This window comes from Gordonia sp. ABKF26, from assembly GCF_041103195.1.
Lineage (GTDB): Bacteria > Actinomycetota > Actinomycetes > Mycobacteriales > Mycobacteriaceae > Gordonia > Gordonia terrae.
In genome coordinates this window covers 2,087,360-2,107,174 of the sequence record NZ_JBGCVZ010000003.1, presented here as the reverse complement: position 1 = coordinate 2,107,174, position 19,815 = coordinate 2,087,360, and the positions used below count along the sequence as shown (strand labels likewise).

The 19,815-nt window shown below is 68.3% G+C and carries 18 protein-coding genes; 9 read left to right on the top strand and 9 right to left on the bottom strand.

Annotated features, from left to right (window positions below):
* The first annotated feature begins 19 nt into the window (after positions 1-19).
* Positions 20-790, top strand: a complete 771-nt coding sequence (locus AB4Z55_RS09780; protein ID WP_064570896.1) for an SOS response-associated peptidase — start codon at positions 20-22, stop codon at positions 788-790.
* A 220-nt stretch (positions 791-1,010) separates the two neighbouring features.
* Here the strand turns inward: AB4Z55_RS09780 and AB4Z55_RS09775 are convergent, their stop codons facing one another.
* Positions 1,011-2,492 (bottom strand): flavin-containing monooxygenase, encoded by a 1,482-nt coding sequence (locus AB4Z55_RS09775; protein ID WP_369519632.1) that lies wholly within the window; start codon positions 2,490-2,492, stop codon positions 1,011-1,013.
* A gap of 120 nt (positions 2,493-2,612) precedes the next feature.
* On the opposite strand from AB4Z55_RS09775, the gene AB4Z55_RS09770 reads away from it, so the two are divergent.
* Positions 2,613-3,830, top strand: coding sequence for an MFS transporter (locus AB4Z55_RS09770; RefSeq protein WP_004023458.1), 1,218 nt, complete (start codon positions 2,613-2,615; stop codon positions 3,828-3,830).
* Here AB4Z55_RS09770 and malQ read toward each other — a convergent pair.
* The 6 genes from malQ to AB4Z55_RS09740 form a co-directional block, all read right to left on the bottom strand.
* The gene (gene malQ / locus AB4Z55_RS09765; RefSeq protein ID WP_369520995.1) at positions 3,802-5,934 is read right to left on the bottom strand and encodes a 4-alpha-glucanotransferase; all 2,133 of its coding nucleotides are present in this window, start codon (positions 5,932-5,934) and stop codon (positions 3,802-3,804) included. The genes AB4Z55_RS09770 and malQ overlap by 29 nt on opposite strands.
* A 79-nt stretch (positions 5,935-6,013) precedes the next feature.
* The gene (locus AB4Z55_RS09760) at positions 6,014-7,456 is read right to left on the bottom strand and encodes an FAD-binding oxidoreductase (RefSeq protein WP_369519631.1); all 1,443 of its coding nucleotides are present in this window, start codon (positions 7,454-7,456) and stop codon (positions 6,014-6,016) included.
* Entirely contained in the window at positions 7,437-8,090 is a 654-nt protein-coding gene (locus tag AB4Z55_RS09755; RefSeq protein ID WP_369519630.1) for an SDR family oxidoreductase, read from the bottom strand. Before AB4Z55_RS09755 ends, AB4Z55_RS09760 begins: the two co-directional genes overlap by 20 nt.
* Before the next feature lie 167 nt (positions 8,091-8,257).
* The gene (locus AB4Z55_RS09750) at positions 8,258-8,533 is read right to left on the bottom strand and encodes a GlsB/YeaQ/YmgE family stress response membrane protein (RefSeq protein ID WP_004023462.1); all 276 of its coding nucleotides are present in this window, start codon (positions 8,531-8,533) and stop codon (positions 8,258-8,260) included.
* A gap of 185 nt (positions 8,534-8,718) precedes the next feature.
* Positions 8,719-9,162: a lipoprotein LpqH gene (locus AB4Z55_RS09745; protein WP_239404083.1), complete on the bottom strand. Its 444-nt coding sequence runs from the start codon at positions 9,160-9,162 to the stop codon at positions 8,719-8,721.
* Positions 9,163-9,245: 83 nt separating this feature from the next.
* Positions 9,246-10,139 (bottom strand): ParA family protein, encoded by an 894-nt coding sequence (locus AB4Z55_RS09740; protein ID WP_354562914.1) that lies wholly within the window; start codon positions 10,137-10,139, stop codon positions 9,246-9,248.
* Between the two features lie 355 nt (positions 10,140-10,494).
* Here AB4Z55_RS09740 and AB4Z55_RS09735 point away from each other — a divergent pair, with 355 nt between their 5' ends.
* The 4 genes from AB4Z55_RS09735 (at position 10,495) to AB4Z55_RS09720 (ending at position 14,838) form a co-directional block, all read left to right on the top strand.
* Positions 10,495-11,136 carry a hypothetical protein gene (locus tag AB4Z55_RS09735; protein WP_239404081.1) on the top strand — a complete coding sequence of 214 codons (642 nt, stop codon included), beginning with the start codon at positions 10,495-10,497 and terminating at the stop codon, positions 11,134-11,136.
* A 279-nt stretch (positions 11,137-11,415) separates the two neighbouring features.
* A complete protein-coding gene (locus AB4Z55_RS09730) occupies positions 11,416-13,251 on the top strand; it encodes a hypothetical protein (RefSeq protein ID WP_101820598.1) in 1,836 nt (611 codons plus the stop codon).
* On the top strand, positions 13,248-13,514 hold the full coding sequence (locus tag AB4Z55_RS09725; RefSeq protein ID WP_369519629.1) for a hypothetical protein: 267 nt from the start codon (positions 13,248-13,250) through the stop codon (positions 13,512-13,514). Before AB4Z55_RS09730 ends, AB4Z55_RS09725 begins: the two co-directional genes overlap by 4 nt.
* Positions 13,489-14,838: a hypothetical protein gene (locus AB4Z55_RS09720; protein WP_354562919.1), complete on the top strand. Its 1,350-nt coding sequence runs from the start codon at positions 13,489-13,491 to the stop codon at positions 14,836-14,838. Before AB4Z55_RS09725 ends, AB4Z55_RS09720 begins: the two co-directional genes overlap by 26 nt.
* Positions 14,839-14,874: 36 nt before the next feature.
* On the opposite strand, the gene AB4Z55_RS09715 is transcribed toward AB4Z55_RS09720, so the two are convergent.
* Both AB4Z55_RS09715 and AB4Z55_RS09710 read right to left on the bottom strand, forming a co-directional pair.
* Positions 14,875-15,075, bottom strand: coding sequence for a hypothetical protein (locus tag AB4Z55_RS09715; RefSeq protein ID WP_354562921.1), 201 nt, complete (start codon positions 15,073-15,075; stop codon positions 14,875-14,877).
* A 116-nt stretch (positions 15,076-15,191) separates the two neighbouring features.
* Complete coding sequence (locus AB4Z55_RS09710) at positions 15,192-15,665, bottom strand: NUDIX domain-containing protein (protein WP_369519628.1); 474 nt, start codon at positions 15,663-15,665, stop codon at positions 15,192-15,194.
* 95 nt (positions 15,666-15,760) lie between these two features.
* Between AB4Z55_RS09710 and AB4Z55_RS09705 the strand changes: the two genes are divergently transcribed.
* The 3 genes from AB4Z55_RS09705 to AB4Z55_RS09695 all read left to right on the top strand — a co-directional run bounded on the left by AB4Z55_RS09705 (position 15,761) and on the right by AB4Z55_RS09695 (position 19,801).
* Positions 15,761-16,957: an aminotransferase class I/II-fold pyridoxal phosphate-dependent enzyme gene (locus tag AB4Z55_RS09705; protein WP_369519627.1), complete on the top strand. Its 1,197-nt coding sequence runs from the start codon at positions 15,761-15,763 to the stop codon at positions 16,955-16,957.
* A gap of 14 nt (positions 16,958-16,971) precedes the next feature.
* Positions 16,972-18,177: a serine hydrolase domain-containing protein gene (locus AB4Z55_RS09700; RefSeq protein ID WP_369519626.1), complete on the top strand. Its 1,206-nt coding sequence runs from the start codon at positions 16,972-16,974 to the stop codon at positions 18,175-18,177.
* A 241-nt stretch (positions 18,178-18,418) separates the two neighbouring features.
* Positions 18,419-19,801, top strand: a complete 1,383-nt coding sequence (locus tag AB4Z55_RS09695) for an FAD-binding oxidoreductase (protein ID WP_369519625.1) — start codon at positions 18,419-18,421, stop codon at positions 19,799-19,801.
* Positions 19,802-19,815: the final 14 nt, after the last annotated feature.

Here is a 19,815-nt window from a genome sequence, read left to right as displayed (position 1 = left end):
TTAGGGCAGCATGGACACCATGTGCGGACGCTATGCGGTGACCACCGACCCGGCGAAGCTGGCGGCAGAGATCGACGCCGTGAACGAGGTACCCGACCCCGCGGGTGAGGATTCCACCGATCTCGATGCCACTCCCCGGTCGCCGGGCGTGAACTACAACGTCGCACCGACGACGACCGTGATGACCGTCGTCAAGCGACACTCACCCGGGCAGCCCGACGACGATCCGTTGTTGCGCATCCGGGCGATGCGTTGGGGCCTGGTGCCGCCGTGGGCCAAAGAGGTCGGGAAGGGGCCGCTGCTGTTCAACGCGCGAGCCGAGAGCGCAGCGGAGAAGAGTTCGTTCCGTTCCTCGGTCAAGTCGCGGCGTTGCCTCGTACCGATGGACGGCTGGTACGAGTGGAAGAAGGGGCCCGCCGACAGCAAGGGCAAGCCGACCAAGATCCCGTTCTACATGTCCCCGCAAGACGGAACCCGGCTCTTCATGGCGGGCCTGTGGTCGGTGTGGCACCCCAGGACCGGCCCCGACTCACCCGATCAGCCCCCGCTGCTCAGCTGTTCCATCCTCACCACCGACGCGGTCGGCGACCTCCGCGATGTCCACGACCGGATGCCGCTGATCATGCCGTACGACAGCTGGGATGCCTGGCTCGATCCCGACGGCCGCGCACCCGACGACCTGTTCGCCCCGCCGGCCGAATCGCTGGTCGACGCCATCGCGATCCGCGAGGTCGCCCCACTCGTCAACCGGGTCGCCAACAACGGACCCGAGCTGCTGAACCCTTCGTGACGCTCGCAAGCTCGCTCCTCAGGGAACGGTGGACGCCCGCAAGCTCGCTCCTCAGGGAACGGTGGACGCCCGCAAGCTCGCTCCTCAGGGAACGGTGGACGCCCGCAAGCTCGCTCCTCAGGGAACGGTGGACGCTCGCAAGCTCGCTCCTCAGGGAACGGTGGACGCTCGCAAGCTCGCTCCTCAGGGAACGTGGTGAGCGAGGTGTTCTCGTGAGCGATCAGCTGAACTCGTAGTCGCGCAACGGGAACGAGTTCATCTCGCGCAGGGTGCGCAACGTGGAGGCCGGACGCAGGAGCGTCGCCTCGCCGTGCTGGTTGAAGTAGTAGCTGCGCGAGGTCGCACAGTCCCCGTTGTAGAAGACCGAGGACTGCAGCCGGTCGGTCACCTCGTCGAGGAAGGCATCGTTGGCCGCCTCGGTGACCTCGAAGGTGTGCCGGCCGCGGCGTCGGAGTTCGCCGAAGAGGCGTGCGATGTGTTTCATCTGCCCCTCGATGGTCGTGAAGTACGACAGCCCGCTGTACGAATACGGACTGTTGAGGGACAACAGATTCGGGAACTTGGGGACCGTCACACCCTCGTAGGCCTGAAAACGGTTCTCGCGCCAGAAGTTCCCGAGGTTGCGTCCGTCCCGACCGATGATGTCGAAGGCCGGGAAGTTGACGTCCCAGAGGTTGAACCCGGTGGCGAGGACGAGGGTGTCGATCTCGGTGCGCGTGCCGTCGGCCGCGAGGATCGCATCGGCCTCGAGGCGGGCGATGCCACTGGTCTCCAGCGTCACGTTCGGCTTGGCGAAGCTGGCGAAGTAGGTGTTGGAGAAGGTCGGACGCTTGCATCCGAAGTCATAGTCCGGCGTCAGCTTCCACCGCAGTTCCGGGTCGTCGATCTGCGAGCGCAGGTGCGCCTTGGCCAGTCGGGCGGCCAACCGGTTGCCCGGCTTGACCTGCTTGAAGTGCAGGACGCCGAACACCATCAGCAGCTCCAGCAGCGACGAATTGACTCCTCGCGCAGCCCGTTGCGTGACCGGAATCCGCCGGAACAGCTGTTGCACGACCGCCGGGATCGCGAAATCGATCTTGGGGACCACCCAGATCGCGGTGCGCTGGAACACGGTCAGGGCGTCGGCGCGGGCGGCGATCTCCGGGATGAGCTGCACGGCGGTGGCTCCGGTGCCGATCACCGCGACCTTCTTGCCCGTGAAGTCGAAGCCGTCCTTCCAGGCAGCGGTGTGCAGGATCGTGCCCGCGAAGTTCTTGATCCCGGGGAACTCCGGGACGTGCGGTTGCGACAGGAACCCCGTCGCGGTCACCAGATAGCGGGCGGTGCGCTCGCTCCCGTCACCGGTGCGGACACGCCACAGCTGATCGTCGGGGTCCCATGAGGCGGACTCCACGAGCGTCCCGAACTCCATGTGCCGCTTCAGGTCGTATTTGTCCGCGACGTGATGGGCGTAGCGCTTGAGCTCGGCGCCCGGCGCGAACAGCCGGGACCAGTTCGGGTTCGGTTCGAACGAATAGGAATAGGTGACCGAGGCGATGTCGACGGCCAGTCCGGGGTAGTGGTTCACGTGCCACGTACCGCCCAGGTCGTCTTCGCGTTCGAGGATCGCGATGTTGTCCAAGCCCTGGCGCTTGAGTTCGATCGCGGCGCCCATTCCGCCGAAGCCGGCACCCACGATCACGACGTCGAGTTCTGGTTGCATCCGACACCCCCAACTAGCTGTTCGGCGAACTTAACTGTTACCACCAGTTACTGTAACTCAGCACACAGCGCCGGACCAGAGCCGGACCCGTCGGACCGCGTCGGTAGCGTGTCAGCTGCCATGTCTGACCGTGCGAATACTCCCGCCTCCCCCGCCCCGACCGGCGCATCCTTCGCCGCTGCCGTCTACGCCTTCGCGGTGATCATGCTGGGCACCACGCTGCCCACGCCGCTCTACGCGATCTACGGCGAGGAACTCGGTTTCGGCGTCACCACCACGACCGTGATCTTCGCCGTCTACGCGGCCGGCGTCATCGCTGCACTGATCGGTTTCGGACGCTGGTCCGACGTCATCGGCCGACGCAAGATGCTCATCGCCGGCGCGATCCTGTCGGCGATCAGCGCCGTCGTCTTCCTGACCGCCGGCCCGGTCTGGCAGTTGCTGCTGGGCCGCGTACTGTCCGGCCTGTCCGCAGGCATCTACGCCGGCGCCGCCACCACGGCGGTCATCGAACTGGCCCCGGCCTCGTGGCGCGGCCGCGCCCCGGCCGTGGCGACCGCCGCCAACATCGGCGGCCTGGGGCTCGGACCGCTGATCGCCGGACTCCTCGCCGAGTACGCCCCGTCCCCGCTGCACACCCCGTTCGTGCTCGATCTGGCCCTGCTGGTCCTGGTCTTCATCGGCATCTGGCGGCTGCCCGAGACGGTCGACGTCGTGCCGGGCGCGCGGCTGAGCGTGCAGCGGCTCTCGGTCCCGGCCGACATCCGCGGCGTCTTCGTCCGGGCGTCGATCGCGGCGTTCGCCGGGTTCGCGGTGATGGGCACCTTCACCGGCGTGATGCCCTCCTTCGTCACGAACATCCTCGGCATCGACGACCACGCCTTCACCGGTTTCCTGGTGTTCGTGCTGTTCGCGTCCTCGGCCGTCACCCAGATCGTCGTGCGCCGGATGCCCACCGAACCGGCCCTGATCGCCGGCTGCGCCATCCTCATCCTCGGGACGGGCCTGTCGATCCTCGGACTCGTCGCCGCATCGACCCCGGCGTTGCTCGGCGGAGCGGTGATCTGCGGTGTCGGGCAGGGTATGTCGTTCAGCAAGGGACTGGCGTCGGTGGTCGCGGCGACCCCGGCGGGCCGCAAGGCCGAGGTCACCTCGACCTACTTCGTCGTCGCCTACGTCGCGATCTCGATCCCGATCGTCGGCCAGGGGATCACCGCGCAGCACTGGGGCCTGCGGCCCGCCGGGATCGCGTTCAACATCGGGGTCGCCGTGCTGGCCCTCGTCGCACTCGTACTGACCATCGTCTCGGTCAGGAACCTGGCACGCCCGACTCGTTGAGAACCGACACGAGGCGCCGGAACCGCACGCTGCTGACGAGATCCTCGACGAGGACCACATCGCCCTCCGCATTCGCGAGTGGGACACGCCAGTTCGGATATTGGGTGCTGTCGGTACCCGGTTGGTTCTGAATCCGTCGCTCCCCCACCGCATCCACGAGGGCGACGCTCAGCAGCACCGACGGGGTACATGCGATCACCGCGTACAGCGCGTCGACGACCGCGGGATCCGTCAGCGGTGTGTCCCGGGACAGCAGGCCGCGTTCGTAGGCCAGTTCGAGCACGGCGTCGCGTTCGCGCGCATCGCGCCCCCGCTCGGCGTCCTCGCCGGAGGCGAGCAGGCCCAGCCGCGATCGCAGCGCGATGTGGTCGCCCGCCAGATATCCCACGGTCGGGGGCAGGTCGTGCGTCGTCACCGAGGTCAGACACAGCTCGCGGTAGTCCTCGGGCGGGATCGCCGCGTCGGGTCCCTGCTCGAACCACAGGATCGAGGTGCCGAGGATTCCCCGTTCGCGGAGCGAGTCCTGCACCGACGGTTCGAAGACCCCGAGATCCTCACCGACGACCACGGCGTCGGCGCGTTGCGCCTCGAGCGCCAGGATGCCGATCAGTGCCTCACTGTCGTAGTGCACGTACGTCCCCTGCGCGGGACTGCTCCCGTCGGGAATCCACCACAGCCGGAACAGGCCGAGGATGTGGTCGACCCGCACACCTCCCGCGTGCCGCAGGACGGTGCGGATCATGTCGCGGTACGGCTCGTACCCTGCCTCGGCGAGGCGCCGCGGATGCCACGGCGGTTGGTCCCAGTTCTGTCCTTGCTGGTTGAAGCCGTCGGGCGGCGCCCCCACGGTCGCCCCTGACGCGAGCACGTCACCGAGCGCCCATGCGTCGGCGCTGTGCCGGGCGACACCCACCGCGAGGTCGGCCATCACGCCGATCCCCATGCCCGCGGAGCGCGCCGCGTGAGCGGCGGTGGCGAGTTGCTCGTCGCAGAGCCATTGCAGCCACATGTGGAAGTCGATGCGGCGGGCCAGTTTCCGGCGCTTCTTCGTCAGGTACTCGCGGTCGAGGAACTTGCCGTGCCAGCGCGGGTCGTCGGCGTCGTAACGCTCGGCGAGCGCGCACCATGTCGCGAAACGCTTGAGGCCCTTGCCCTCCCGACGCCGGAACTCGCGGTACGCACCGGCGCGGGCGGGGGCGAGCGGGACGCCGTAGATCAGTTCGAGGGCCTCCATCTTGGCGCGGAAGGCCTTGTTGCGCCGGATCTTGTCGGTGGCGGTGTTCTCGGCGAGGAAGCTGCGACCGAGAGCCCGGACCGACTTGCGCTGCGACTTCGACAATCCGTCGAGTTCGGGGATGTCGGTGATCCGGATGTAGAGCGGATTGACGAAGCGTCGTGTCACCGGCAGATACGGTGACGCCTCGATCGGCACCTGCGGCTGTGCGGCATGCAGCGGATTGACCTGGACGAAGTCGGCGCCGTACGCGCTCGCGGCCACCTCGCAGATACCGGCGAGATCGGCGAAGTCGCCCACGCCCCACGAATCCGCCGACCGGATCGAGTACAGCTGCACGGCAAGGCCCCACCGCTGCCGGCCGGTCAACCGGTCCGCGGTGTGCAGGCGGCGCGGCGTCACGATCAGCGGCGCACTCGACGCCGACGAATCGTCGAGATCGAGCGCTTTGATCTGGTGATACCCGGGTGGCAGGTCATCGGGCACGGCGAACGTCGCGCGCCCGACGAGCACGGCGTCGACCTCGCGCGGTTCGACCCAGACGTCGAGTTGCGGCGCGGCGACGTCGTCGCCGGTCTCGCTGACGATCCACACCTTCACCAGATGTCCGTGCGGGACATGGACGGCGAACGTGGCACCGGACCCCTCGGTCACGACCGTCACCGCAGGCACGAATTCGCGCCACGGTTGGTCGTCGATCTCGCGGATCGACTCCTCGATCTCCTCGTCCGACCCGGCGGGCACCTCGAGCGCCCGGAGGACAGCGACCAGGGTCTCGGGGTCGACGTCGTGGCGCTTCTCACCCCAGCCGACGTAGTCGGTGGCGACACCGTAGCGGTGCGCCAGTGCGGTCAACCGATCGAGGTTCACATCAGCCACCTGTGCATGATCGCAGTAATTCCGCACGCGCGCCGTGCTCGTCGCCCGGTTCCCTCCGAGAGCACGGTGCTCACCCGAACAGCACCCCCGGATTGAGCAACCCCCGCGGGTCGAGTGCCGTTTTGATCGCGCGCATGGTCGCGAGATCGGTGGTGTCGCGGCCGAGGTGGGTCCAGGCCACCTTCGCGCGCCCGATGCCGTGCTCGGCGCTGATGCTGCCACCGTTGGCGGCGACGATCCCGAACACGGTGTCGGTGACCGCAGTCGTCTGTTCCGGCGGGACGTCGAGCAGATTGACGTGGATGTTGCCGTCGCCGATGTGTCCGAAGAGAATCGGCCGGCAGGGGAAGGGGTCGTGGACGCCGACCCGGGACAGTTCCGCGAACGCCTCGGGCAGGGCTCTGATCGGCACCGAGATGTCGAGTTTGACGACCGGCGTCGAACTGGAGCGGGCGATGGCCTCGGTATGACCTTCGCGACCGGCCCAGAGTGCGCGGGCGGGCGCCGGCTCGAGCACTGCATCGATGATGCCCGCCGTGGCGTCGAGGAGTTCGGTTGTCGCCGACTCGATGTCACCGGTTCCCGACAGCTCCACGAGGACGTAGAACGGTCCGGGCGTCGTGGTCGGTCGCCGATGCCCGTGCCGAGCCACGAGCGCGACACCGGCGTCGGTCATCAGTTCGGCGGCCTCGACGGTCAGCCCCGCCGACGCCGCCGCGCCGAGCAACTCGACGGCGTTCTCGACACGTTCGACCGACGCGACCGCGACCGTGGCGGCCGCGGGCGGTGCGACGAGCCTGAACAGAACGCGGGTGATCACCGCGAGGGTTCCTTCACTCCCGGCGAGGAGAGACGGGAGGTCGTATCCCACGTTGTCCTTGACCAGCGAGGTCCATCTGCGCAGGACGCTGCCGTCCGCGAGGACCGCCTCGATCCCCAGGATCTGCGATCTGGCATTGCCCCGGCGGATCATCCGCGTGCCACCGGCATTGGTCGACACCACCCCGCCCGCGGTCGCGCTCTGCCGGGAGGCGAGGTCGACGCCGAACGCCAGACCGGACTGTTTCGCCCGGTCATCGATCGACTCGACGGTCGCGCCGGCCTGGACGCCGACGCAACGGCCGACGGTGTCCACGTCGTCGATGTCTGTCATCCGCACCGTCGACAGCACGATCAGCGGATCTGCCGACCCGTCGCGCGCCGGTGGTACCGAACCGCCGACGAGCCCGGTGTTGCCGCCCTGCACGCAGATCCGCACCCCCGAGCGGGCGCACCCGGCGACCACGCGCGAGACCTCGTCGGTGGTGCGGGGGCGGATCACCGCGTCGGCCTCACCGCGGTACCGGCCGGTCCAGTCGGTCAGGAAGCCGGCCATCGCGCCGGGGTCGGTGAGGACATTCGTCCCGCCGACGATCTCCCGGAGCGAGGTCAGGACTCCGTCGATCTCCGGCGGCGGGGTTGGGTCGGGATCGCCCCGGCGAGAACCGAGATCGTCAGGACCGTGGGAACGCATCGAGGATCGGGGTGTCGCCGTCGTTGAACTCGATCACCTCGTGCACCGACGCGGGATGGCCGATCACGGCGGCCGCGACCTGGGCGACATTGTCACGGCTGACCTCGTCACCCTCGACCCGGTCGCCGCCGAGCGTGATGCTGCCGCTGCCGTCCTCGTCGGTCAGCTTGCTGGGCCCGAGGATCGTCCAGTCGAGTTCGGTGGATTTCAGGTACGTGTCCGCGGCCGCCTTGGCCTCGGCATAGACGTGGAATGAGTTGTCCTCGGGCACACCGTGATCGGGTCCGGCGCCGAAGTAGGACACCATCACGTACCGGCGAACCCCGGCGCGCACGGCAGCGTCCATGGACCGGATCGCGGCATCCCGGTCGACGGCATACGTCCGCGACGCATCCCCGCCGCCGGCGCCCGCGGTCCACACCACGGCGTCGTGGCCGGAGATCGCGGTCGCGATGCCGGTGGTGTCGAGGGTCTCGACGTCGGCGACCACGGGCACGGCGCCGGTGTCCGCGACGTCCTCGGCGTGTTCGGGGTTACGGATGATCGAGGTCACCTCGTCACCGCGGGCCGTCAGGATCCGGGCCAGTCGCACTGCGATCTTGCCGTGTCCGCCGATGATCGCCACTCGAGTCACTGGATGCTCACTTTCGGTTGCTCATTTGGGCCGTCGCCTTGTCCTCGTACCCAATCCAACGTACGCACATGCGCTGGGTCGGCCGATCTCCTGCGGACACGACTCCGCCCCGGCGCCGAGATGTCGGCGCCGGGGCGGAGTCGGGCTGTACGGGTCCGAAGAGACCTCTAGACGCGGGTACGGCCGCGCCCGGTCACCAGCTTGACGAGGAACAGCAAGATGCACGCACCGGCCAGGCAGGTGATGAAGCTGAAGATCCACCCTCCGCCCTCGACGTCGACCCCGAACAGGGTCAGCAACCAGCCACCGAGGAGGCCGCCGATGACGCCGACCACGATGTTGAGGATGATCCCCTGCTGTGCATCGGTCTTCATGATCTTGCTGGCGATCCAGCCGGCCAGTCCACCGATGATGATCCACGCGATGATGCCAATTCCCAGCATGTCTACCTCCTGAGGTTCGTCGTTGATCCGTTGTGCGAATCGTTTGGGATCGCGAAGATCCCTCGAATCGCTACAAATCGGAACGTACCCAGGCGTGCAGCGGTTGAAACAGCCTCCGCGTGAAATGTGTACACATCGAGACCGGACCCGTCACCGGATCGAGACCCGGGGGCCGGGAACCCGGCTCAGGGGCAGGTCACCTTGATCTCGTAGGACTTCGTGACCTGTTCGGTCGGGTTCGCCAGGTCGATACCGGACGCCTCGCCGCTCACCGTGTAGGTGTCACCGTCTTTGGTGACATCGGCGCTCCCCCCGCCCGCACCCTTCTGGTAGCCAAGTGTCACCCCGTCGAGCGAACCCAGACCCACCGATTCGACCTCGGGGGAGTCACCCGAGGTCAGGACCACGCCGATACCCGAGCCCGAGCCCGAACCGATTCCGATGGTCACCTTCCCTGCGGAATCCGTGCAACCGACCGTCTTGTCCGCCAGTTCCAGCTCCTTGCCGTCGACGGTCACCGTGGCCTCCGCGTCGGTGCCACCCGACGCCGAGTCGTCGGAACCGCATGCGGTGAGGGCTACGGCCAGTGCCGCGGCGCCGAGAACCGAAGTGATGTGCACTTTGCGCATGATGGGAGGTCTCCTGAGGAGTCGACGAGGTGCCACCGGTCGGCGGCTGAGATGAATTTAGACGCCTGAGCTGCGGTTCGGCGTCAGTTGATCGAATGGGCGCGGGAACCCGCCGTGGTCACGGGGAGTTTGGCGTCGGCCTCGACCATGACCGCGCGGGTGAGGTCGCGGAGCTGCTCGTAGTGCCCGTGGTAGCCGTACTTCGCGTGCACGCTGGGCCACGACGCGAACTCGGCGGCCGCACCGATCGCGTTGGCCTCGTGCACGTAGGCGGGTAAGACGTTCTGGATGGTGGGGTCCCGACGGAGTCGCCGCACCGTGTCCTGGTGGAGGCCCGATCCGGCACGGTACTTGGTGATCACGACCCCCAACTCGACGATGTCGCGCCCCAGTTCGGCGCCGAAACCGGCGACCTGCCGCTGCACGTGTGGGATCGCGTACGTGGACAACACATCGGGGATCGTCGGGATCAGGTACCCGCCGGCCATGGCCAGGCCGTTGAGACTGAACGGTCCGACGTTGGGCGGGCAGTCGATGAGGATGTAGTCGTACCTGCCGGCAACCGGGTCGAGGACGTTTCCCAAGACCTCGACGGCCGCCAGGTGATCGTCGGCCGCGACCCGATGGGCGCTCAGCTCCTCGGCCAGTTCGATGAGGTCCAGCGAGGACGGCAGCAGGTCGATCCCGGTCAGTCCGCTGACGGTCGAGACGTCGCGCTGCACGCTGCTCTCGAGATCGAAGTCCCGGGTGCCGTCGAGTACGTCGGCGAACAGTGTCGCGACGGTCTGCCGTCGCGCATTGCACGCGAGCCAGCGCTCCTGCCCGATCATCATGGTCGTCAGGTTCGTCTGCGCGTCCAGGTCGACGAGAAGGACCTTCTTACCGAAGACGCCGGCGAGGAAATCGGCGAGCGCTCCGGTGAGCGTGGTTTTCCCGACCCCGCCCTTGAGGCTGATGGTCGCGATCACCGTCGGCATGATGTCCCCGGTCTGCTCGGTCGTCGTGCGTCGCGAGTCAGATTACCGAGCCGACGCCGAGGCCACCGGGCGTAATCGGAACCCCGTCCGCCGGAGGTCGCCCCGTCGGGAGTCCTCGATCCGAAGTCCCGCGGTCGAGATGGGGTCCGGCGAACCTGGCGAGCCCATTCTGCGAGAATTCTCCGAATCTGTGACAATGTTCGCGTCGAGAGTATTGATGGGCTATTTCGGTGAATTCGATATCCGTATTCGGAATTGGATGAGAAACGATCATCGAAACAAAGCCTCGAATTCGGCGACGTGCGAACTCTCGTGAGCACCGACCCGCAGAATTCCCACGTGGAAGGACAACCGTATGAGTATCCGAGTCCGAAAGGTCACCGCCGGCCTGGCGGTCTGCGCCGCAGCGGCCTTCGGCGCGGCCCACACGCCCGCAGCCGAGGCCGCGCCGACCGATGTCACCGCGACGGCCTCCGTGTCCGGCAGCACCGTCACGCTGACGGTCACGAACAATTCCGCTAAACGCATCGGCTGCGAGATCGTCGGGGTCCCGGCAGGCGGTGCCCCGACCAACGTCGTCTTCGGATACCAGACCCCCGAGGAGCTGGGCGCGCTGATCACCACCGGATCGTCGAAGTCGTTGCCGCTGCGGATTTCTCAGGGCACTCCGCCTGCCCCGACCGGAACGACGACGATCCCGGACGGTGCTTACGACATCTACTGGGGCTGCACCACGATCACCCTGCCGCCGGGCACCGGGGCAGCCGAGGAGTTCTGGGGCACCAACCCACCGGTGACGGGAACGACCCCGACGGTCGCGGAGCCGATCCGGGTGACCGTGCCGGGCGGCGCGGCGACACCCCCGGCGCCGAAACCCGACGCCCCGGCCGCCCCCGGTCTGCCGACCATCCCGGGGCTGCCGAACATTCCCGGACTCCCCGAGATCCAATTGCCCGCGGAGATCTGCTCGACGTCGTCCTGCCTCCCCGTCGGATGACCTGCCGGGTGTGACCGCTCGCCCTCGGTCACACCGGCGGAGTCTGTCACCGAAATCCGCGGTGTGTCCGATCGAATATGTGCCGACAGCGGCCCGGTGAATCGTGCGCGGGCGAGGGCACGGCGCGAATCCGCGGATTCGTCACCGGGGATTCGCCGTCGTGATCACCGTGATCTCGATTCGCCGCGACCGGCGGCGAAGGGGGTCTCACCGGGCGAGTGATGACCGGTTTGGGCAATGCACTTCCGGGACCCGGGTGCGGTTGTGCATACTTCGACCATGCCAACATCCGATGTCACGCCTCTGCATCTCGCGGCCGAAGGCGGCGGGGCGGCGCTCGATCAGGTCTTCCTGATGTCCGCGGTGGCCGCCGTCGTGTCGATCGGTCTGCTCTGGATCGGATACCTGCACCGCACACGCAAGATCACCTGGCTGACGACGTTGTCCGAGTGGGCCGCGCGCCGCGTGAACCGGCCGCCGTGGGCGGCCCTGCCGATCTTCCTGTTCACCAGCACGATCATCTGCGCCCTGTTCGGCTTCCTCTGGGATGTGAGTCTGCACATCGGCGATGGCCGCGACGAGGGACCGCTCGCGAACCCCGCGCACTACTTCATCCTGGTGGGCCTGTTCCTGCTGTTCATCTCCGGCATGCTGTCGGTGTTCCTGCCGTTCGACAAACCCGGCCGCTCGGCGGTCCGGATCACGCGCCACTGGTATGCGCCGGTCGGTGGAATCCTGTTGGCCGGCTGTGGTTTCTACGCGTTGCTGGGATTCCCGCTCGACGACGTCTGGCACCGGATCTTCGGCCAGGACGTCACACTGTGGGGGCCGACTCACCTGATGCTGATCGGCGGCGCGGGTCTGTCGCTCATCGCGGTCGTGATCCTCGACCGGGAGGGGCGGGCCGCGATGGGTCCCGACGCCCCGCAGGACGGGCGGAGTCAGTGGCTCGTACGCTGCTTGGCCTTCGGCGGACTGGTGATCGGGATGTCGGTGTTCCAGATCGAATACGACTTCGGTGTCGAGCAGTTCCGTCTCGTCCTGCAGCCCATGATGATCGCCGGCGCCGGCGCATTCGCGCTCGTGGCCGCACGGATCAGCCTGGGGCCGGGCGCGGCGCTCGTCGCGGCGGTGTTCGCGATCCTGTTGCGCGGTGTCGTCGCCGTCGTCGTCGGACCGGCTCTGGGCGCACCGATCAACGTGTTCCCGCTCTACCTGGGCGCGGCCGTGGTCATCGAACTGCTCGCGCTGACCCCCCTCCTCAAACGCCGGGTGCTCTTCGGCGCGGTGGCCGGTCTGGGCGTCGCGACTCTCGGGCTCTGGATCGAGTCGTGGTGGATCGCCGCGGCCTATCCGTTCCCGTGGGTCACCGGAATGTGGGGCGAGGCACTGGCCATGGCCATCCCGGTGGGGGTCGTCGCCGGAGTGTGCGGCGGACTGCTCGGCCTCGTCAGCGTCGGCGAACGACTCCCCCGACGCTGGATCAGTGTCACCGCCGTCGTGCTCTCGGTCCTGGTGATCGGCGGCGCCGTCGCCAACGGGCTGCGGGTCTCGGTGCCCGCGGACACCACCGCGCGCATCGTCCTGACCCCCGCCGGCCCCAACGCGGCCGCCGAGCAGAACGTCACCGCCGAGGTCTTCCTCAACCCGACCGACGCACTCAGCGGTGACCCGGAATGGGTGACGCTGATGTCCTGGCAGGGCGGGATCGACAACGACCGCGGCATCGTCATCGACCGCCTCGAGCGGGTGGGTCCCAACCGGTTCCGGTCCACCGAACCGATGCCGGTGTCGGGATCGTGGAAGACCATCCTGCGGGTGCAGGACGGGACCACCATGGCCGGTGTACCCGTCTACCTCCCGGCGGATCCCGCGATCGGCGCGGAAGGCGAACCGGCGCAACAGACGTCGACGAAGCCGTTCGTCGCGGAGATCTCGATCCTGCAGCGCGAGCGCACCTTCGACTACCCGTCGTGGCTGTTCGGTGCCGCGTCCCTGGTGGTTCTCGTGTGCTCGCTGCTGCTCATCGCCGCACTCTCCTGGGGGGCCGGCCGGGTGAACGCCCGCGAGGCGACCTCGGGCGCACGGGAGCCAGAGCTCCAGCCGCAGCCGTGACCGGTTCCGCGGCGGCCGTTGCCGTCCACCATCTCGCCACCCATCCGCTCGTGCTGGCCCTGCCGGCCGTGATCCCCGCGTTCCTGCTGGTGGGCGTCATCGTCACGATCGCGATCCTCGACCGCCGTCGCGGGGACGAGGACGAGGACGAGGACGACGGTGACGCCGCCGGCACCGGCGGCGTCGATCACTCCACCGACCCGGATCCCACCGCTCCCCCGACCCGGAACGAGGCCGATGACCCCGCCCGCGAGGCCGACTGACACTCTGCTCGCCCACGGACTGGGAGGTTCGGAATACCTGCCCGTTCCGCTGACCGCGGTGTTGATCGGCTGCGCGTGGGCACTGACGATCTCTTTCGCGATCATCGCCTTCGCTTGGCGCACACCGCGGTACGGACGACCCGACGCCGGCCGTGAGCTTCCGCCGTGGGTGACGACGACCGTGGACAACCGCTGGGTTCGCGGTGTGATCAGCGGACTCGCGGTGGTGCTCACCGCGTGGCTCATCGTCGCCGCCTTCGGGCCCGACACCGACGAGAACCCCCTGCCCGGCGCGTTCTACGTCCTGCTCTGGGTGGGCATGACCGTGCTGTCGGCGCTCCTCGGCCCGGTGTGGCGGCTGTTGTCGCCGGTCCGGACCGTCCTTCGCCTGGCGCAGGGCATCGCGGGCCCGCGTGTCGTCGGCCTGACGGACTATCCGCGACGTCTCGGGTGGTGGCCCGCAGCGCTGGGTCTCTTCGCCTTCGTCTGGCTGGAACTGGCGTCTCCCGACCCGAGTTCGGTGGCGTCGGTGCGGATCTGGTTGATCTGCTACCTCGTGATCACCTTCGCCGGTGGCGTGGTCTTCGGACTGCGCTGGACTGATCGCGGCGACCCGTTCGCGGTGTACAGCACGGTTGCATCGCGTCTGTCCCCGTTCGCCCGGAACCGCGAGGGTCGGGTGATCGCCCGGAGTCCGATGAACTCGCTGACCACGCTGCCGGTGCTCCCGGGTACCGTCACGGTCCTCGCGATCCTGCTCGGCTCCACCGCCTTCGACAGTTTCTCGGCGATCCCGCTCTGGCGGGATCTCGTCGCCGAGGGCGCGGGCGACAACCAGGTGATCGCCACCTGCTACTCGACCGCGGGCCTACTGGTGTTCATCGGCATCGTCGCGGCGACGTTCTGGACGGCCGCCCGCGCCGTCGGCGGTGTGCAACCGGATCTCCGGCGCCGCCTGCCCGGCCTGATGGCGCACTCGCTCGTCCCGATCGTGATCGGCTACATCCTCGCCCACTACCTGCAGTCGCTGGTCGAGCAGGGCCAGGAGACCGTACTCGCACTGGGCGATCCGCTGGGGCGAAGCTGGAACGTGCTGTGGCTCAGCGATGCCCATCCGGTCTACGTGATGTCGGACCATCCGACCGTCACCGTGACCCTCAAGGTGGCGTTCGTCCTCGGCGGGCACCTGCTGGGGGTCGCCGCCGCGCACGATGCGTCACTGCGGCTGCTACCGCGGAAGCACCAGCTGACCGGGCAGCTCACCATGATGGTGACGATGGTCTTCTACACGTTCCTCGGCCTGTACCTGTTGTTCGGCGGATGAGTTCGGCGGAGAGGTCCGCCGGTCGGTCGGCCGGGCTCAGTAGGTGGTCGGCGGGGTGCCCTTCTTGTTCGAACGGAACAGCATGTAGCCGCCGTAGAGGGCGAGTGCGATGAGGGCGATCCAGAACAGTCCCTCGAGCAGCGGGCCGAGGACGGCCAGCGCGATCAGTGCGACCGCGAGGACGCCCAGGACTTTCCAGAAGGTCATGCCGGTGGTGGTGTTCGTCGATGTGCTCATGCGCCCAGTCTGCGCCCGCCGAAGCGGGAAAGCGATGGTCGAGGGCACTTCTGGGGCGAACTTCAGGGACTTCCCTGAGAGAGCCCCCACCGCGGGAACCCCTACCGCGCGAACCCCTACCGAGCGAACCAGGCCTCGGCGTTGCCGCTGAGTGCCTTCTCGATGCGCAGCGCGGACGTGTCGGTGAGGTCGGACGGCAGTGCGTCGGGTGCGAACCACGCGACGTCGGAGTTCTCGTCGTCGGCGGCCCGCGGATCGCCGTCGACGTATCGCGCGAGAAAGCAGACGTCGAGATAGCGGGTCTGGTCGCCATTCGGGTAGGTGATCAGCGGGGTGACGTCGATGCTGGTCAGCCGCACGATGTCGGCGGTGACCGCGGTCTCCTCCCGTACCTCGCGCAGGGCGGCCCGCGCCGGCTCCTCCCCCGGTTCGAGGACGCCGGACACGACGGCCCACTGCCCGTTGTCGACGCGCCGGGTGAGCAGCACGCGCCCCGAGTCGTCGAGGACGACGACGCTGACGCCGGACAGCCAGAGTGCGCGGTGACCGACCTGGGCTCGCAGATCGCGGATGAATTCGGGGATGGGCACCCCCAAATCCTGCCCGGCGGGGTCACACGGTGCCGACGGAGCGCCGTCGGGGTGCGGGTCGGACGACGATCTCCGCGCCGCGCACAATGTGACCCATGAGGATCTCCCGACGCGCCGAAGGGATCGCACCGTTCCAGGCGATGGAGTACGCCAAGCGCGCGGCCGAACTCGAGGCGGCAGGTCATCCGGTCGTGAAGCTGAACATCGGCGAACCCGACTTCGGGCCGCCGCCTGCGGTTCTGGCCGCGGCCCGCGAAGCGACCGGGCGCCCCCTCGCGTACACCGGCGCTCTCGGTCTCCCCGCATTGCGCGAGGCCATCGCGGACTTCTACGGCCACCATTTCGGGGCCACGGTGGATCCGGCTCGGGTCGCGGTGACCGCCGGCGCGTCGGCGGCACTCCTGATGGCCTGCGCGGCGCTGATCGACCCGGGCGATGAGGTGCTCATCGGCGATCCCTCCTATCCGTGCAACCGTCAGTTCGCGCACGCGTTCGGCGCGCGGGTGAGGCTTCTGCCGACCACCCCGGCGACCCGGTTCCAGCTCACGACCGCCGAAGTCGGGGAGGCGTGGACGGATTCCACCCGCGGGGTCATCGTCGCCACCCCCTCGAACCCGACCGGCACGTCGATGCCCTACGAGGAACTCGTGGCCATGTGCGATCTGGCTGCCGTGCGTGGCGGATGGTCGATCGTCGACGAGATCTACCTCGGGTTGTCCGACCCCGCGCCGGACGGACGGCCGCCGCGCAGTGTCCTGGCCACCGACTCGCCCGGCGTCGCGGAGACGGTGGTGGTCAACAGTTTCTCCAAGTACTTCGGGATGACCGGGTGGCGGTTGGGTTGGTGCATCGTCCCCGACGAACTCGTGGGAGTGATGGAACGGCTGGCGCAGAACTTCTATGTGTGCCCGCCGACCCCGTCGCAGTACGCGGCGCTGGCCTGCTTCACCCCGGAATCCCTCGCGGTCGCCGAACACAACCGCCGTGAGTTCGCGCGTCGACGCCAGCTCGTCGTCGACGGACTGGCCGATGTCGGACTCGAGGTGCCCGTCATCCCCGACGGCGCTTTCTACGTCTACCTCGACGTGAGTTCCACTGGGTTGACGTCGACCGAGTTCTGCGACCGGGTGCTCGCCGACGCCCACGTCGCCATGACCCCGGGCAACAACTTCGGCGTGGCGGGCGCGGACCGGCACGTCCGGCTGTCCTACGCCGCTTCCACCGACGACCTGACCCTCGCCATCGAACGGATTCGCACGTTCGTCGGCGCCGGTCACGTCCCACTTCGATGAGGAGAAACCAGCACATGAGCTTCGCGGGCACAGTCCGTTCCGAACGCCTCGCCGACGAGGTGACCCCGATCCTGACCGCGCGCACCGAGGGCGATCCACGGGTTCCGGGTGTGGTCGCGGGCGTGACGACCGACGAGGAGACGGTGTTCCTGGGCGCCGCCGGGGTCCGCGCCCTCGACGACCCACAACCGATGACCGTCGACTCGGTGTTCGCGATGTTCTCCGCGACGAAGGCGGTCACCGCGACCGTTGCGCTCCAGCTCGTCGAGGACGGGGATCTCGACCTGCACGCACCCGCGCGCTCCTACGTACCGGAGCTCGGCGAACTACAGGTGATCGACGGCTTCGACGACGACGGTCAGCCGCGCCTCCGCCCACCCGCCTCCGATGTCACAACACATCAGTTGCTCACCCACACTGCCGGTTTCGGTTATGACTTCTTCAACGAGACCTATCGACGACTCACCGCCGACCACGGCGTTCCCCCAGTCGCCACGGCGACCCGGGCGTCATTGCGGACCCCACTGTTGTTCGATCCCGGCACGGAGTGGGAATACGGTTCCGGAGTGGACTGGGCCGGACAGGTCATCGAGGCCGTCGCCGGACGCCGGCTCCGCGAGGTGATGGACGACCGGGTCCTCACACCACTCGGCATGTCCGACACCGGTTTCGCGCTCTCCGACGACGCCCGCAGCAGGCGGGCCGTCCTGCACATGCGCAAACGGGGCGAGCTGGTACCCAACCACCGTTGGGAACAGCCCGCCGATCCCGAGATCGACATGGGCGGACAAGGCCTTTGGTCCACGGTCCCCGACTATCTGACATTGCTGCGAATGTGGTTGCGCGGCGGGCGTTCCGACAGCGGCGAGCAGATCCTGCGACCGAACACCGTCGAGGGCGCGTTGCACAATCAGATCGGCGACTTGGCGGTTCGACGGTTACCCGGCGTGATCCCGCCGTTGAGCCACGACGTCGAATTCTTCCCCGGCACACCGAAGTCGTGGTCCTATCCGTTCATGGTCAACGACGCCGACGCGCCGACCGGCCGCCCGGCCGGGTCCCAGTCGTGGGCCGGGCTGGCGAACCTCTACTTCTGGATCGATCCCCACACCCGCATCGGCGGCTTCTGGGCGACGCAGGTCTTCCCGTTCTTCGACCCTGCCTCGGTCGACGGCTACCTCGACTTCGAGGCAGCCACGTACCGGGCACTGCAGGCCTGAAACACATTCTGAAACCACCCGTCAGAACGTCGCCGCCGACATATCGTCGACGGCGCCCCTCCTGAGGGTGGTTTCCAGGGTCGCCGCCCGACACCCCCAGACTTCTGGGAAGGCACTGCCCCAGAACTCTGGCGCGCACAGTTCCCGCGTTCGAGGGATGGCGGGAACAAAAGGGCCTCAGCCACTCTGAGTCGCATGGAGCAGCCGGTCCCCGGCGCACCACCGACTCGAAGGAAGCACCGTGTCCATCACCTCCGAACCTCTCGACTCCACCGACTTCGACGCCCTGCTCTCCGCGGTTGCCGGGCCGGTCCTGACCCCGGCTGACGAGGGTTACACCGGCGAACTGTCCGGCTTCAACCTCGCGGCGATCCCGGCAGCCGACGTGGTCGTCGGGGCGACGAACGCCGCCGATGTCGCCGCCGCCGTGCGGTACGCGCGGTCCAACGGATTGCGCATCAGTGCGCGCGCCACCGGGCACGGCTCCCCCATCGAGGGGCGGGGCACGGTCGTCGTCACGACCTCCCGGATGACCGAGATCAGCGTCGACCCGGTCACCAGGACCGCTCGTGTGGGCGCCGGTGTGCGGTGGCGCGACGTGGCCGCCGCGACCGCGCCCCACGGTCTCACGGGGCTCGTCGGCTCGTCGTCGTCGGTGGGCGTCGTCGGGTACACCCTCGGCGGCGGCCTCAGTCCCCTCGGTCGGCAGTTCGGTTACGCCGCCGACCATGTCCGTTCGATCGAGCTCGTCACCGCCGACGGCATCGTCCGGACAGTCGACGCGTCGGCGGGTTCGGACCTGTTCTGGGCGCTGCTGGGCGGCCGCGACGGTTTCGGCATCGTCACCGCACTCGAGTTCGAGCTGTTCGATCTGCCCACGGTCTACGGCGGCGGGATCTTCTTCACCGGTTCGGCGGCCGGCGACGTCTTACATGCGTGGCGGGAGTGGGCCCCTTCCCTTCCCGAGAAGGCCGGGACCTCGGTGGCCATCCTCCGGCTCCCGCCGGACCCCAACCTGCCGCCGCCCCTGCAGGGTCAGCTCGCCGTCCACGTGCGCTACACGCATACCGGCGACCCGGCCACCGCCGCCGCCCTGCTGGCACCGATGCGTTCGGCCGGGCCGATCCTGCTGGAGAACATCGACGTCTTGCCGATCGCCGCACTCGATGCCGTGCACATGGACCCGCCCGGGCCGATGCCCAGCGCCGAGCGTGGCTGCCTGCTCACCGGTTTCCCGCCATCGGCCGTGGACGCACTGCTCGCCGTCGCCGGCCCCACGGTGACGAGTCCGCTGGCCATCGTCGAGGTCCGTCTCCTCGGTGGCCGGTTGCGGTCGCCGCAACGTGTACCCAACGCCGTGGTCGGACGCGACGGCGCGTTCTCCGTCATCGCCATCGGCGTCCCCGCGGGCCCGATGGGCCACCAGGTCGGTGAGCATCTCGCCGCCGTGAACGACGCGCTGGCCGCCCACTCGTCGGGAGCCCTGCTGAACTTCTCCGGGCGGACGTCCGCCGAGCGCGACGCGTTGTGGCCCGACGATCAGCGGATGCGTCTGGAGACCATCCGGCGTCGCCACGATCCGAACGGTGTCCTCCAACCAGGTGATCCCACGATTGTGGGATAGACATCACCGCAGCT

Bases quoted from the DNA above. Each gene is read 5' to 3' on its own strand.
- AB4Z55_RS09780 (WP_064570896.1), top strand. From the start codon at position 20: ATGTGCGGACGCTATGCGGTGACCACCGACCCGGCGAAGCTGGCGGCA.
- AB4Z55_RS09775 (WP_369519632.1), bottom strand. From the start codon at position 2,492: ATGCAACCAGAACTCGACGTCGTGATCGTGGGTGCCGGCTTCGGCGGA.
- AB4Z55_RS09770 (WP_004023458.1), top strand. From the start codon at position 2,613: ATGTCTGACCGTGCGAATACTCCCGCCTCCCCCGCCCCGACCGGCGCA.
- AB4Z55_RS09760 (WP_369519631.1), bottom strand. From the start codon at position 7,456: ATGCGTTCCCACGGTCCTGACGATCTCGGTTCTCGCCGGGGCGATCCC.
- AB4Z55_RS09750 (WP_004023462.1), bottom strand. From the start codon at position 8,533: ATGCTGGGAATTGGCATCATCGCGTGGATCATCATCGGTGGACTGGCC.
- AB4Z55_RS09745 (WP_239404083.1), bottom strand. From the start codon at position 9,162: ATGCGCAAAGTGCACATCACTTCGGTTCTCGGCGCCGCGGCACTGGCC.
- AB4Z55_RS09740 (WP_354562914.1), bottom strand. From the start codon at position 10,139: ATGCCGACGGTGATCGCGACCATCAGCCTCAAGGGCGGGGTCGGGAAA.
- AB4Z55_RS09735 (WP_239404081.1), top strand. From the start codon at position 10,495: ATGAGTATCCGAGTCCGAAAGGTCACCGCCGGCCTGGCGGTCTGCGCC.
- AB4Z55_RS09730 (WP_101820598.1), top strand. From the start codon at position 11,416: ATGCCAACATCCGATGTCACGCCTCTGCATCTCGCGGCCGAAGGCGGC.
- AB4Z55_RS09720 (WP_354562919.1), top strand. From the start codon at position 13,489: ATGACCCCGCCCGCGAGGCCGACTGACACTCTGCTCGCCCACGGACTG.
- AB4Z55_RS09715 (WP_354562921.1), bottom strand. From the start codon at position 15,075: ATGAGCACATCGACGAACACCACCACCGGCATGACCTTCTGGAAAGTC.
- AB4Z55_RS09705 (WP_369519627.1), top strand. From the start codon at position 15,761: ATGAGGATCTCCCGACGCGCCGAAGGGATCGCACCGTTCCAGGCGATG.
- AB4Z55_RS09700 (WP_369519626.1), top strand. From the start codon at position 16,972: ATGAGCTTCGCGGGCACAGTCCGTTCCGAACGCCTCGCCGACGAGGTG.